The 13,894-nt window shown below is 68.1% G+C and carries 13 protein-coding genes and 1 tRNA gene; 9 read left to right on the top strand and 5 right to left on the bottom strand.

All coding sequences use genetic code 11. The annotated features are described in order from the left end of the window. Positions 1 to 19: 19 nt before the first annotated feature. The 5 genes from M0L44_RS10600 (at position 20) to M0L44_RS10580 (ending at position 6,335) form a co-directional block, all read left to right on the top strand. Positions 20 to 96, top strand: a tRNA-Met gene (locus M0L44_RS10600). 175 nt (positions 97 to 271) lie between these two features. Next, entirely contained in the window at positions 272 to 595 is a 324-nt protein-coding gene (gene yajC, locus M0L44_RS10595; RefSeq protein WP_252769686.1) for a preprotein translocase subunit YajC, read from the top strand. A 90-nt stretch (positions 596 to 685) separates the two neighbouring features. Continuing rightward, the gene (secD, locus tag M0L44_RS10590; RefSeq protein WP_252769685.1) at positions 686 to 2,578 is read left to right on the top strand and encodes a protein translocase subunit SecD; all 1,893 of its coding nucleotides are present in this window, start codon (positions 686 to 688) and stop codon (positions 2,576 to 2,578) included. 48 nt (positions 2,579 to 2,626) lie between these two features. After that, positions 2,627 to 3,667 carry a protein translocase subunit SecF gene (secF, locus tag M0L44_RS10585; RefSeq protein ID WP_252769684.1) on the top strand — a complete coding sequence of 347 codons (1,041 nt, stop codon included), beginning with the start codon at positions 2,627 to 2,629 and terminating at the stop codon, positions 3,665 to 3,667. Positions 3,668 to 3,701: 34 nt separating this feature from the next. Next, complete coding sequence (locus tag M0L44_RS10580; RefSeq protein WP_252769683.1) at positions 3,702 to 6,335, top strand: DUF1631 family protein; 2,634 nt, start codon at positions 3,702 to 3,704, stop codon at positions 6,333 to 6,335. Between the two features lie 74 nt (positions 6,336 to 6,409). Here M0L44_RS10580 and M0L44_RS10575 read toward each other — a convergent pair whose 3' ends face one another. From M0L44_RS10575 to M0L44_RS10565, 3 genes are all read right to left on the bottom strand, one after another. Beyond that, positions 6,410 to 6,865: a Smg family protein gene (locus M0L44_RS10575; protein WP_252769682.1), complete on the bottom strand. Its 456-nt coding sequence runs from the start codon at positions 6,863 to 6,865 to the stop codon at positions 6,410 to 6,412. A 72-nt stretch (positions 6,866 to 6,937) separates the two neighbouring features. Beyond that, positions 6,938 to 8,086, bottom strand: coding sequence for a DNA-processing protein DprA (gene dprA, locus M0L44_RS10570; RefSeq protein WP_252769681.1), 1,149 nt, complete (start codon positions 8,084 to 8,086; stop codon positions 6,938 to 6,940). 48 nt (positions 8,087 to 8,134) lie between these two features. Then, positions 8,135 to 9,292, bottom strand: a complete 1,158-nt coding sequence (locus M0L44_RS10565; RefSeq protein ID WP_252769680.1) for a LysM peptidoglycan-binding domain-containing protein — start codon at positions 9,290 to 9,292, stop codon at positions 8,135 to 8,137. Positions 9,293 to 9,563: 271 nt separating this feature from the next. On the opposite strand from M0L44_RS10565, the gene def reads away from it, so the two are divergent. The 4 genes from def (at position 9,564) to M0L44_RS10545 (ending at position 12,567) form a co-directional block, all read left to right on the top strand. Then, on the top strand, positions 9,564 to 10,079 hold the full coding sequence (def, locus tag M0L44_RS10560) for a peptide deformylase (RefSeq protein ID WP_252769679.1): 516 nt from the start codon (positions 9,564 to 9,566) through the stop codon (positions 10,077 to 10,079). A 36-nt stretch (positions 10,080 to 10,115) separates the two neighbouring features. Then, entirely contained in the window at positions 10,116 to 11,096 is a 981-nt protein-coding gene (fmt, locus tag M0L44_RS10555; RefSeq protein WP_252769717.1) for a methionyl-tRNA formyltransferase, read from the top strand. Between the two features lie 106 nt (positions 11,097 to 11,202). Then, positions 11,203 to 12,063: a zinc metalloprotease HtpX gene (gene htpX, locus M0L44_RS10550; RefSeq protein ID WP_252769678.1), complete on the top strand. Its 861-nt coding sequence runs from the start codon at positions 11,203 to 11,205 to the stop codon at positions 12,061 to 12,063. Between the two features lie 108 nt (positions 12,064 to 12,171). Next, positions 12,172 to 12,567, top strand: a complete 396-nt coding sequence (locus M0L44_RS10545) for a hypothetical protein (RefSeq protein WP_252769677.1) — start codon at positions 12,172 to 12,174, stop codon at positions 12,565 to 12,567. A gap of 57 nt (positions 12,568 to 12,624) precedes the next feature. Here M0L44_RS10545 and M0L44_RS10540 read toward each other — a convergent pair whose 3' ends face one another. Together M0L44_RS10540 and M0L44_RS10535 are read right to left on the bottom strand one after the other, a co-directional pair. Next, the gene (locus M0L44_RS10540) at positions 12,625 to 13,014 is read right to left on the bottom strand and encodes a c-type cytochrome (RefSeq protein WP_252769676.1); all 390 of its coding nucleotides are present in this window, start codon (positions 13,012 to 13,014) and stop codon (positions 12,625 to 12,627) included. 35 nt (positions 13,015 to 13,049) lie between these two features. Then, entirely contained in the window at positions 13,050 to 13,892 is an 843-nt protein-coding gene (locus tag M0L44_RS10535; RefSeq protein ID WP_252769675.1) for a transporter substrate-binding domain-containing protein, read from the bottom strand. Positions 13,893 to 13,894 lie beyond the last annotated feature (2 nt).

The following is a 13,894-nucleotide window of genomic DNA, read 5'->3' as shown; positions in this document are numbered from 1 at the left end:
CCATAATTGCAGCTTCAGTCGCGGGGTGGAGCAGTCTGGTAGCTCGTTGGGCTCATAACCCAAAGGTCGCAGGTTCAAATCCTGCCCCCGCAACCAAGCTTCTGAAAAAAGCCCTCGGTGCGCAAGCCCCGAGGGCTTTTTGCTTGGGGCGCCGTCCACGGTGCTCTGGCGGGCGCCCTACAATGCTCCGTTCACGTGTCCGGCCTGGACACCCTATTTGCGCGGTGGGTCGAACAAGCCCGGCCGCGCCTCATGCAGAAGGAATCGAGACGTGTTCATCTCCAACGCCTACGCCGCCGATGTGGCCGCTCCCGCCGGGGGCCTGGCCGGGTTGGCCCAGTACCTGCCGCTGGTGATCATGCTGGTGGCGCTGTACTTCATCATGATCCGCCCGCAGATCAAGCAGCAGAAAGAGCACAAGGCCATGGTCGACAACCTGACCAAGGGTGACGAAGTGGTGGTGGCCAATGGCCTCATGGGCCGCATTTCCAAGGTGGGCGAGAGCGTGGTCCATGTGGAGCTGGCCCAAGGGGTGGAAGTCCAGGTGCAGCGCCAGTCGGTGAGCCGCGTGCTGCCCAAGGGCACGCTGAAGTAAGAAGTAGGACAAGGTCCCCAAGGGGGCCTTCCGGGACGGGGCGGTGGCGCCCCGTTGTCACATGGCGCGGGCCGGTCCCGCGAACTGCCCATGAATCGTTATCCCTGGTGGAAGTACGCCGTGCTGGCCCTGGCGCTGGTCGTCGGCTTGATCTACACCCTGCCCAACTTCTTTGGCGAGGCGCCTGCAGTGCAGGTGTCCAGTGCCAAGGCCACCATCAAGGTGGACTCCGCGCTCGAGTCCCGTGTGGCGCAGGTGCTGGGCGACGCCCAGCTCTCGGCCGACTACATCCAGCTCGAAGGCAACTCGGTCAAGGCCCGGTTCGGGACCACCGATGCCCAGCTCAAGGCCAAGGACGCGCTGAGCAAGGCGCTCAACACCGATCCGGCCGATCCCACCTTCATCGTCGCGCTCAACCTGGTGTCGCGTTCGCCGCAGTGGCTCACGTCCCTGCACGCGCTGCCCATGTACCTGGGCCTGGACCTGCGCGGTGGCGTGCACTTCCTGATGCAGGTCGACATGAAGGCCGCACTGGAGAAGAAGGCCGAGTCGATGACCGGCGACGTGCGCACCGCGCTGCGCGACAAGAACATCCGCCACAGCGGCATCAGCCGCAGCGGCAATGCCATCGTCGTCAACTTTCGCGACGAGCCCACGCGCCAGCAGGCGCTGGCCTTGCTGAACGACACCCAGCCGGACATGCAGTGGACGCCCTCCGCGGGTGCCAATGGCGACCTGGTGCTGACCGGTGAGCTCAAGCCCCAGTCAGCCATCAAGATCCAGCAGGCGGCGCTCAAGCAGAACATCACCACGCTGCACAACCGGGTCAATGAGCTGGGTGTGGCCGAGCCGGTGATCCAGCAGCAGGGGCTGGACCGCGTGGTGGTGCAGTTGCCTGGCGTGCAGGACACGGCCAAGGCCAAGGACATCATCGGCCGCACCGCCACGCTGGAACTGCGCATGGTGGACGACGGCGCCGAGGCCGCCGCGGCCGCCACTGGCAGCGGCCCGGTGCCCTTCGGTGACGAACTCTATGTGGAGCGGGGCGGTGGCCCCCTGGTGGTCAAGCGCCAGGTGGTGCTGACCGGCGAGAACCTGGCCGACGCCCAGCCGGGCTTCGACGACCACCAGCAGCCGGCGGTGCACCTGACGGTGGACGCCAAGGGCGCGCGCATCATGCGCGACATCTCGCGCGACAACATCGGCAAGCGCATGGCCATCCTGCTCTTCGAGAAGGGCAAGGGCGAGGTCGTGACGGCGCCGGTGATCCGCGGCGAGCTGGGTACGCGCTTCCAGATCTCCGGCCGCATGAGCACGCAGGAGGCCAATGACACGGCCCTGCTGCTGCGTGCCGGTTCGCTGGCCGCGCCGATGGAGATCATCGAAGAGCGCACCATCGGCCCGAGCCTGGGGGCGGACAACATCGCCAAGGGTTTTCACAGCCTGGCCTGGGGTTTCGCCGCCATCGCGGTGTTCATGTGCATCTACTACGCCATGTTTGGCGTGTTCTCCACGCTGGCCCTGGCCTTCAACCTGCTGATGCTGGTGGCGGTGCTGTCGATGCTGCAGGCCACGCTGACGCTGCCGGGCATTGCCGCCATCGCCCTGGCGCTGGGCATGGCCATTGACGCCAACGTGCTGATCAACGAGCGGGTGCGCGAGGAGTTGCGTGGCGGGGCATCGCCGCAGGCAGCCATCCACGCCGGCTACGAGCGGGCCTGGGCCACCATCCTGGACTCGAACATCACCACCCTGATCGCGGGCTTGGCGTTGCTGGCCTTCGGCTCCGGGCCGGTGCGGGGCTTTGCCGTGGTGCACTGCCTGGGCATCCTGACCTCGATGTTCTCGGCCGTGATGTTCTCGCGTGGCCTGGTGAACCTCTGGTACGGCCGGCAGAAGAAGCTCAAGGCGGTGTCCATTGGTCAGGTCTGGCGGCCCGACGGTGGGGCTGCGGCCCAGCCGCCGTCCAACGACGTCCGCTGATTTCGCGCCCCGTCTTCCGAGACGCCAAAGACTCTCAAGAGGCTTTCCATGGAATTCTTCCGTATCCGGCGCGACATCCCGTTCATGCGGTATGCGCTGGTGTTCAACCTCATCTCGGCGCTGACCTTCGCGGCCGCGGTGTTCTTCCTGGTCACCCGCGGCTTGCACCTGTCCAACGAGTTCACCGGTGGCACGGTGCTCGAGGTGTCCTACGCCCAATCGGCCGACCTGGCGCGGGTGCGCGCCGTGGTCGAGAAGATGGGCTTCGGCGACGTGCAGGTGCAGAACTTCGGCACCTCGCGCGATGTGATGATCCGCCTGCCCGTCAGCAAGGACGCGAAGCCCCAGGAGCTGGCCGCGCGGGTCTTCACCCAGCTGTGCTCTGCAGAGAACGGTTCGGTGACCGAGCAGCAATACACGACGCCGCAGGGAGAGCAGGGCAGTCGGCGGGCTTGCCAGGCCGCTGCGGCCGAGCCGCTGACGCTGTCGCGCACCGAGTTCGTCGGCCCCTCGGTGGGTGAGGAGCTGGTGTGGGACGGCGGCAAGGCCCTGATCTTCGTGGTGCTGGGCATCATGGGCTATCTGGCGATCCGCTTCGAGAAGAAGTTCGCCGTCGCGGCCATCATCGCCAACCTGCACGACGTGGTCATCATCCTGGGCTTCTTCGCCTTCTTCCAGTGGGAGTTCTCGCTCTCCGTGCTGGCGGCGGTGCTGGCGGTGCTGGGCTACTCGGTCAACGAGTCGGTCGTGATCTTCGACCGGATCCGGGAGGCCTTCCGCAAATTCCGCAAGATGAACACCCATGAGGTGATCGACCACGCCATCACCAGCACCATCAGCCGGACCATCATCACCCACGGCTCGACGCAGATGATGGTGTTGTCCATGCTGCTGTTCGGCGGCCCGACCCTGCACTACTTTGCGGTGGCGCTGACCATCGGCATCCTGTTCGGCATCTACTCGTCGGTTTTCGTGGCGGCGGCCATCGCCATGTGGCTGGGCGTGAGCCGCGATGATCTGGTCAAGGGCGGCGGAACCGGGACGAAGGATTCCGACCCGGGTGACCCCAACGCTGGGGCTGTGGTGTAGAGTCAACGGATCACTGCCCACCTCGCACGCATCGATGCCTGCCGCTGCCGCTGGTCTGCCCACGCTGGACGAAGCCCGCCGCCACTACGTTGACCTGGTCCTGAAAGACCTGCAGCCTCTGCTCGACGCCGCCGTCCGGCTCGCACAGAAGCTCAACGAAGAGCTGGCTGAGCGCGCCATCGCGCAGCAGCGGGCCGACATGCTGCAGTCGCTGGTTCGCCATGGGCGGCAGTGGCTGCCGGAGGTCGCCAAGCAGGTCCGTGAGCAGCTGGCGGCACCGGGGACCGGGCACGCCCTGACGACGCTCAGCGCAGGCCTGAGCACCGGGGGCGGCTTGTCCCTCGTGGACGACGAAACGGTCACACGCAACATCCTGGTGTCGCGCCTGACCCTGGCGTTGCTGGACAAGACCACCTGGGAGTTCGCCGACCTGCGGGCCCGCCTGGGGCAGCTCAGTGGCCAGCCGGATCTGGAAGACGACGATCTTTTCCGTCCCCAGATCATTGCCCGCTGCATGGTGCGGGCCTGGCTCAATGCCGGGATGGATCTGGAGAGCTGGCGTGCGCTGGAGCCGGCCCTGCACAAGGCTGGAGCGGAGCTGCTGGAGGGCGTGTTCCATGAGACCAACGCCTGGTTGGTCGAACAGGGCGTGTTGCCCCAGGTGGATCTGCGCCCCTTCATCCGGCGGACGGAGGGGACCACCACCAGTTCCGTGCCGCTGGACGGGGCCGAGAACCACCGGGCCGGGGTGAGCACAGCGTCACCAGCGGGGCAGTGGGCGGCCTCCGCGCCGTCGTCTTCAGCTGGCGGTGGGCACGGGGCCATGCCTGCGCCGCTCGGGGCCAACATCGCTCGTGTCATGCCCGAGAGCCTTCGGGGCCACGGTGCGGCCGGTGCCGGTCAGGTGCCGGCCCGCGGCCGGGGGCCGGGTCTGACCCTGCGGCCTGGCGTCGACTTTCGCACCGATGCGCCGGCGGGCGACGCGGGCGCCACCGCCGGCGGGCCGGTGGCTGGCCATGCCCCGGGGGGCGGGACGGGTGGCGTAGCACCCGCTTATGACGCCGGCCGCGGTGCACCTCCCGCCACGGGCACGGGCGGGCCGGTGACCGCTCAAGGCGCGGACACGGGCGTCAGCGGCCGGGGCAACCTGGGTGAAGAGACCCGTCTGATGACCCGACAGTCCGATGGCGCGTTGCCGCGTGCGGATGTCGTTCTGCAGCGTTTTGGGGACATCCTGGATCAGCATGTGCCCGGGTTCCGCCAGCAGGGGGGGGCACGCGTGCCTTCTCAGCAGCTGTCCCAGGCCATGGGGCAGGTGCAGCAACGGGTGGCCGCCGAGGTGGCGGCCCAGGCCGCAGGCACCGAAGAGGTCGTCTCGCCTGCGCGCTTGATTGCGGAACTGCGGGAGCGTCAGCAGACCCTCAAGCAGGCGGCCGCCACGCCGGAAGAGCGGGCCACGGTCGAGCTGGTGGCCTTGCTGTTCCAGGCCATCCTGACCGATGAGCGCGTGCCGGCCGCACTGCGGGTCTACTTTGCCCGCCTGCAGATGCCGGTGCTGCGGGTGGCCCTGGCCGAGCCCGACTTCTTCTCCGGGGCTGATCACCCCGCACGCCGGCTGATCGACCGCATGGGCGCCTGCGTGATGGGTTTCGAGGGCAATGCCGACCTGATCGGCACGCCACTGGAAGCCGAGATCCGACGCGTGGTGCAGGTGGTCGAGGCCTTTCCGGACACCGGGCGACGGGTGTTCCAGGCGGTGCTCAACGAGTTCGAGAAGTTCCTGGAGAAGTACTTCCGGGAGCACAACGAAGCGACCAAGGCGGGCGTGTCCCTGGCCCAGCAGATCGAGCAGCGCGAGACGCTGGCGATCCAGTACACCATCGAACTGCGCAAGATGCTGGCCGATGTGCCGGTGCAGGAGGGGGTGCGTGACTTCCTCTTCCACATTTGGGCTGACGTGCTGGCCACCACGGCCGTGCGTCACGGCGCCAAGAGTGGCGAGGTCAAGGCCGTGCGCGAGGCTGCGACCGACCTCATGTGGATGGCCACGGCCAAGACCACCCGCGAAGAGCGCGCCGACGTGATCCGCAAACTGCCCCGTCTGCTGGGCGTGGTGCGTCAGGGCATGGGTGCCGCTGGGCTGGATGCCAAGCGTCAGGAAGATGCCATCAAGGCGCTCAATGCGGCCCTGACAGCTGCCTTCAGTGCGCGCAGCATCAGCATGTCCAACGAGCAGCTTGAGCAGCTCAAGCAGCGTCTGGCGACCATCGAGGAGATGATGCCCGACGATGACTTCGAACTGGACGACAGCTGGGTGCTCGACGAGGCCAACCATCAGCACGAGGGCTTGGAGATCGTGGCCGAGGGGGGCTCGATGCCAGGGCCTTCCATGCTGGCCGCGGCGATGGAGCTCCAGGTCGGCTCGGCCTTCACCCTGGACTTCCGGGGGCGGCATGAGACGGTGCGCCTGGCCTGGCAGGGCATGCACAAGCAGCTCTCCCTCTTCGTGAACCCGCAGGGCCGATGCGTGCTGTTCCAGAAGGCGCGTCTGGCGGCCTTCCTGCAGGCCGGGTTGCTGGTGTCGGTGGAGGACGAACCCCTGACCATGGCCGCCACCCGGGACGCCCTGCGCAAGATCAGTGCGGACCCCGGTCGTCTGGTCCACTGAGTCTGTGGATCGACCTTCCAAGCAAAACGGCTGCCGAGGCAGCCGTTTCGCATTTCTGCAGATGCAGATGCCGATCAGTGGATCAACCGCTCTTCCGGCGCGACGAAGAGTTCGTCGAGGATCAGCGCGTCGGGTTCTTCACCCAGGCTCCAGAACACCATCAGCACGATGATCTTCAGATCGTCCAGATCCAATGGGCCGGTGCCGATGGCCGTGGCCCGGTCGATCACCATTTCACGCAGCGGCGGCGTCAGAACACCTGCCGACTCGAGAAAGCTGATGAACCCGACGGAATCCTCGCCCAGCAGCGACAACTCGCGCGGCTGGTAGATCCGCATGCTGTCCTGCGCAGGCAACCGGATCTGGGCCATTTCCGTGGTGGCGGTCAACCCATCCAGCCAGCTCAGGGCTTCCTGGATCTCATCGGTTTCAAACCCCACTGCCGACAGCTTGCGCGTCAACTGCTCGTGATCCGGGCAGGCGTCGGGCCGCCAGTAGTTCTCGTACAGGTAGACCAGCACATCAAACATGGGCTGACTATAACCGAGCACCGGATGGCCGCCAGCGCGAGATGGGCTCTTCCGGCGCTGGTGTTTGGGGGGTCAACCGCGGCCGCGGCGTTGCAGCAGGCCGCCCGGCATGCGCGCCACCCGCCCCTCCAGTTCCAGGGTCAGCAGGCGGGCCAGCAGCTGGTCCACCGGCCATCCCGAGCGGGCAGCCAGGGTGTCCAGGGTGATGGGGTCGTGTCCCATGGCTTGCAGCAGGGGGTCTTCCTGCGCGTCTGAAGGTGGCGCCTGTGTGTCATCGTGGACGGCCGTTGGCACCACGGGGGCGGGCGAGGCGGGAGGTGGCAGAGCCGTGCCGCCATGAAGCGCCCGGAGGGCATCGATCACTTCCTGCGGCTCCTCGACCAGGGCGGCGCCCTCTCGGATCAGCTGATGGCAGCCCCGCGACTGGGGCGAGAGCACCGAGCCCGGGATGGCCCACACCTCCCGTCCGCATTCGCCCGCCAGACGCGCGGTGATCAGCGAGCCGGATTTCGGGGCGGCCTCGACGACCAGGGTGCCCAAGCTCATGCCTGCGATGATGCGGTTGCGGCTGGGGAAGTGCTCCGGTCGGGGCGGCGCGCCCAGCGGGAATTCACTCAGCAACAGGCCCTGGTCCTGGATGCGATGGGCCAGCGAGCGGTGGCGCGCCGGATAGACCCGGTCCAGCCCGGTGCCCACCACTGCCACGGTGCCGCCACCGCCGTCGAGGGCACCCTCGTGGGCTGCGCCGTCGATGCCCAGCGCCAGTCCGGACACCACCGTGACGCCGGTCTGCGCCAGGGCCCGAGCGAAATCATGGGCCAGGTCGAGTCCCTGGGGCGAGGCGTGGCGGCTGCCCACGATGGCGGCGCAGGGGGTGCGCAGCCAATGCAGCTGACCCTGGCCGTACAACAGCACCGGTGGATCGGCGGCGTTGAGCAGCAGGTCGGGGTAATCGGGATGTCCCAAGGGCAGGAGGTGCCGCAGGGCGGGGGCTTCCTCCAGCCAGCGCAGTGTGCGCTCGGCCAGTGCCAGGCGGTCTTCCGGAGGCGCGCCCAGGGCCTGGGCAGCGGCAGGACCGGCCACCTCCGTCCAGCGCCGCGCATCGGCGCGCAGCACCGCGGCAGGCGAGCCGAAGGCGGCCAGCAACCGGCGCTGGGCTTCGCGCCCCAGGCCCGGGGTCTGGGTCAGGAGCAGCCAATCCAGGCGTTCATCCGCGGCCATCGGGGCTGAAGGGCTGCGCGCCTGCCGAAGCACGGACAGCCGGTTCCGTCAGGGCTGGCTGAAGCGATCCCCGAGCTTGACGGGATCCTGCACGTTGAGGATCAGGGCGTAGGACACCCGCTCGAAGACGCGGAACACGAACAGCAACCCATTGCGCTCATCGGGCAGCTGCAGCATGGCGTGGTCCGGATCGGTGCTGTCCTGGTGCAGGCTGCCTGCCGACCACAGGGCCAGCACGTGGCCCCGCTCGACGCCGTCGCGCAGGCCGCGGTTGAGCGCGACGATCTGGTTTTGACCGGCGCTCAGGTGGTCGCCGTAGAGCGAGATGATCCGACCGGCCAGCGGGCTGGTGGGCGCGTGCGGGGCGAACGGGCTGTAATCCTTGGGGGGCAGGGGGGCGATGCGGTCGCCCACACCGGCCTCTTCCCGCAGCTGGGTGACCAGGAAAGTGGAGGGGACGATGGCGCCCCCTTCCGGTGTCTGGCTCTCGTCGGCGGCACGGACCAGTTCGGCTGCGCCCACATGGCGCGCTTCGAAGCCCAGGATCTCGCCCGTGTCCGGATCGGTCAGCGGCTTGGGTTCACGGAAGATCTGCCAGAGACGGGCGCCGGAGACGTCGCCGCGCACATAGGCCCGGTCACCGCGGCCCAGCATCACCCGGCCCTCCTGGGTGGCGACGATGCGCGGGGCCGTTTCGAGCTCATTGGTCTCGAAGACCACCGCATCGGTCAGGAAGGGGCCGATCAGGCTCATCGGCACAGAGGAGATGGCGTCGCTGGCCAGCGCCTCGGCCCGCACCTGGGGCGACAGCTTGCCGTCCTCGGCCGAAGACACCGGCCGGGCCAGGGTCAGCCGGGCGCGGCCATTGGATTTGTCCAGGTAGAGCACCTGACCGGGATAGATCAGGTGAGGGTTGCGGATCTCCTGCATGTTCATGCCCCACAGCTCGGGCCAGCGCCAAGGCTTGCGCAGGTAGAGCTTGGAGATATCCCACAGGGTGTCGCCCTTCTTGACGGTGTAGGTGTCGGGGGCGCTGGGTGCCAGCTCGGACAGCGGAACACCGGCCTGAGCCACTTCCTGGGCGGTGGCGCGCTGCCCCGGCGTGATGGGGTAGTTGGCACCCCAGGCCGGGACGGCCGTCAGGCTGCCAAGGCCCAGGGCCAGCAGGGAAGCGGAAACGGCGGTGCGAGCAAGCGTGCGGCTCATGTATGGACACTCCCGGGCGATGAGCCGGAAATCGGTGACGGTGCAACAATCCTGTTGTCGAGCCTGCGTGCCTCAAATGCACGGCAAGACCAGACACAGCTCGGGGCAATCATGAGAAAGTCTGGCAAATTCTGCCCCTAAACCCTTGATGTCGCAATGAAATCGGTACGACGAAACTCACGCCCCTTGGCTGGGTTTGAAACCGGACGTTGCACAGATTCCACAGTGCCGGGTCGCTTCGGCCCCTCCATTTCCGTCTTTCCCTGCTTCCATGGCTCAGCTTTCCATCCTTCGCTATCCCGATCCCCGACTGCACACCGTGGCCGCTCCGGTGAAGGAGGTGGACGACCGTCTGCGTCAGCTGGTCGATGACATGCTGGAGACGATGTACGAGGCCGAAGGCGTCGGCCTGGCTGCGACCCAGGTGGATGTGCACCAGCGGGTCATCGTGATGGACACCTCCGAAGAGCGCGACGAGCCCCGGGTGCTGATCAACCCCGAGCTGGTCACCGTCAGCGAGGAGATGATGGTGGGCGACGAGGGGTGCCTGTCCGTGCCGACGATCTATGACGCTGTCCAGCGCCACGCCAAGGTGACGGTGCGGGCTCTGGATCGCAATGGCCAGACCTATGAGATGGCGGTCGAGGGTCTGGCAGCCGTCTGCGTGCAGCACGAGATGGACCATCTGATGGGCAAGGTCTTCGTCGAATACCTCAGCCCGCTCAAGCGGGAGCGCATCAAGGCCAAGATGCTCAAGCGCAGCCGCGAAGAACAGAAGCATCGCTGAGGGGCCGCCATGCTTGAACCCTCTCCGGGCACCGCACTGCGCGTGGCCTTTGCCGGCACGCCGGAATTTGCCGCGGTGGCCCTGCAGGCCCTGCACGACGCCGGGTACGTGGTGCCTCTGGTGCTGACCCAGCCGGACCGGCCGGCCGGGCGCGGCATGAAGCTCTCGCCCTCGCCCGTCAAGCAACTGGGCCTGAACATGGGTGCCCAGATCGCCCAGCCCCGCAGCCTGAGGCTCGACGGCCGCTATCCGGAAGATGCCCAGGCGGCTCGCCTGGCGCTGGAGGCTGCCGCCATCGACGTGATGGTGGTGGCGGCCTACGGCCTGATCCTGCCTGCCTGGGTGCTGCAGTGGCCGCGCCTGGGCTGCCTGAACATCCATGCCTCGCTGCTGCCCCGCTGGCGTGGGGCAGCGCCGATCCACCGGGCCATCGAGGCAGGGGACGCCACCACCGGCATCACCGTGATGCAGATGGACGAGGGCCTGGACACCGGCGACATGCTGCTGGCGATGGAAGAGATCATCCGCCCCGAGGACACCACGGCCACGCTGCACGACCGCTTGGCCGCATTGGGCGGGCGCCTGATCGTCCAGGCCCTTCACCTGGCCCAGGCCCAGCAGTTGGTGGCCGTGCCGCAGCCAACCGAGGGCGTCTGCTACGCCCACAAGATCGACAAGGCCGAGAGCGCCATCGACTGGCAGCTGCCGGCGGCGGTGATCGAGCGCCGCGTGCGGGCCTTCGACCCCTTCCCGGGGGCCAGCTTCGTCTGCGAAGGCGAGGTGGTGAAGCTCTGGCAGGCGCGCTGCCGGCCCGAGGTGCAGGGTGTGCCGGGCACCGTGGTGTCGGTCACGCCGGAGCGCTTCACCGTGGCCTGTGGGCAGGGCGGGCTGGAGATCAGCCAGATCCAGCGGCCCGGCGGCAAGCGGCTGCCGGCGTCGGCCTTGTTGCAGGCCCGTCCGCAACTGCTGGGGGCTTCGCTGGTCGAGCCGGCGCCGCCGGTCTCGCAGCGCCACTGAGTCCGCTGCACTGCGGGCCGGACGGGGCGGGCGGGTTGAACTTCGACCTTCCGTCCGCATCTCAGCAGAACATTCACTGCCGTTCGCCTGAAAAGGACCCACCACAATGTTCAACCTGATGAAGACGGCCGTCCTGATGGCCGCCATCACCGCGCTGTTCATGGTCATCGGCCGCCTGCTGGGTGGCCAGCAGGGCATGGTGCTGGCCCTGCTGCTGGCGCTGGGCATGAACTTCTTCAGCTACTGGTTCTCGGACAAGATGGTCCTGCGCATGTACAACGCGCAGGAGGTCGATGCCCAGACCGCGCCCCAGTTCTACCGTCTGGTGCAGGAGTTGGCGGCCAACGCCGGCCTGCCGATGCCGCGGGTCTACCTGATCAACGAAGACGCGCCCAATGCCTTTGCCACCGGCCGCAACCCGCAGCACGCGGCGGTGGCGGCCACCACCGGCATCCTGCGGGTGCTGACCGAGCGCGAGCTGCGCGGCGTGATGGCCCACGAGCTGGCGCACGTACAGCACCGCGACATCCTCATCTCCACCATCAGCGCGACGATGGCCGGTGCCATCGGCATGCTGGCCAACTTCGCGATGATCTTCGGGGGGCGGGACGAGGAGGGACGGCCCGTCAACCCCATCGTTTCGATCCTGGTCATGATCCTGGCGCCGATCGCGGCCAGCCTGATCCAGATGGCCATCAGCCGGGCCCGCGAGTTCGAGGCTGACCGCGGCGGCGCCGAGATCTCGGGCGACCCGATGGCGCTGGCCAGCGCGCTGCAGAAGATCCATCGCTACGCGCAGGGCATCCCGCTGCAGACCGCGGAAGCCCATCCCGAGACGGCCCAGATGATGATCATGAACCCGCTGTCCGGGCGGGGCCTGAGCGGCCTGTTCTCGACCCACCCCTCCACCGAGGAGCGGGTGGAGCGCCTGATGGCGCTGGCCCAGGCGCAGGGCCGGCGGGCCTGAGGGCGGCGGGGCGTTCTGCGGCCCCGGCGGGGCTCAAGTTCACGGCCGGGCGGGCCGATAAGAGCAGGGAACGGGCGACCGTTCCCTGTTGGCTTTCAAGGTCCCGCAATGCGTTCCGTCCTCTCTGCCCTTGCCGTGCTCGTCCTGCTGTCCGGTTGTGACCAGCTGGGCATCGACACGCCCAAGGTGCAGTCCGAGAAGCGCGAGGCCGAGGGCAAGGCCATTGGCGGCGCCTGCCGCAATGGCGGGCGTGCCATCGAGGATTGCTACCTGCTCAACCGCAAGGCCGACAAGGCCGCCGTCTACGCCGGCTGGCGCGAGATGGACGAGTACATGCGGGAGAACAAGCTCGACGCCGTCACACCGCAGCTCAAGCCGGAAGACCTCGCGAAGCCCAAGCCCAAACCCGATTCGGGCGGCGAGGGCGGTGACGGGAGCCAAAGCACTGCGGATGGCGGCGACGCCACCACCCCGGACAAGGCGGGCGCCCGCGCCTCGCACTGAGGGCCCGGGCGGACCGGCAGGGCCTGGGTCCCGCGGGCGGGCGGCCCTGCCCGATGTTCACTGCTTGGGTGGCATCGACAGAATCCACTGCACCAGTCGACGCGCGTCGGCTTCGGTCACGGCCACCGCATTGGGCGGCATGGCCAGACCGCTCACGCGGCCCTTCCAGTGGCTGGCGTAGGGGTTGGAACCCGTCATCACCGTGTGGGTCAGCGCATCCAGCGCGTCCGGGTTGCCGCGGTACTTGTCGGCCACGTCCTGCCAGTCCGGTCCCACCGGGGCCATGCCGTTGGGGCCTTTGGAGCCCGGCTCGATGTGGTGGCAGGTGAAGCAGCCGCTCTTGCTGGCCAGGGCCTTCATCACGGCGTCGTTGTCATTGGCGGCCAGGGCCGGCTGGGCCAGGGCCACCGGCAGGGCGGCTGCCAGCAGAAGCAGGGATCGGGTCATCGTGTGTCTCCTCGGGGTTGGGGTTCGGTGCGGGCTCAGGCGGCCTGCCACGTCACATGTTGCTTCGCAAAGATCTGGCGCAGGCGGCCATCCTGGGTCATCTGGGCCAGCGCGGCGCTCAGGGCACCGGCCAGGTCCTCGGCATCGCGCTTGACGGCCAGGCCCACGGCCCAGCCATCGCGCGGGGCCTGGGGCATGGGCAGGGGGGTGATCGCAAAACGTGGGTCGTCCTGCAGCACGCTCTGCAGCTCGGAGGCCAGGCCGGCCGCGGCCACCACTTCGCCCTGGCTCAGGGCCCGGGCCGCCTCGGTGCCATCCTTCCATTGGGTGCGCAGGGTGTCTCGCAGCATGCCGTCGTTGGCGCCGATCAACAACCAGCCCGCCAGGGTCTGACCCGGCACGGCCACCGGCTGGCCGACCAGCGGGGTGAGGGTGTCGAGCCGGGGCAGTTCGGACAGCCGCCGCGCAATGGCAACTTTCTCGCGGCAATAGGGGCCGAAGATCAGCGTCTGCGGGTTGGCATCCATCAGCGGCGCGTCCACCGGCACATGCAGCAGCACATCCGCCGGGCCGTAGCCCAGGTAATGCCCCTTCCAAACCATGTTGCGCAGGTCGTCGTTCATGTTTTCATCGGCGGTGAACGGCAGCAGCGCCAGTTTCACCCCGAGCGCGTCGGCCAGGGCTTGACCCACGTCGACGTCGATGCCCTTGCCGTTCTGGTGGAACGGTGGCATGTCGTTGTAGATGCCGACCTTCAGGGTGCCGCGTTCGCGCACCTGGGCCAGCGTGGTGGCCGCGGCAGGCCACATTGGCGCCGTCAGGGCGACGGCGGCCAGGCCGCGCAGCAGGGCGCGGCGGCCAGGGTTCGTGGTGTGCATGA

It is taken from the genome of Ideonella oryzae, from assembly GCF_024055665.1.
In the GTDB taxonomy this organism is placed as follows: domain Bacteria; phylum Pseudomonadota; class Gammaproteobacteria; order Burkholderiales; family Burkholderiaceae_C; genus Ideonella; species Ideonella oryzae.
The sequence above is the reverse complement of the archived record's forward strand: the minus strand, read 5'-3'. Positions and strand labels throughout refer to the sequence as shown.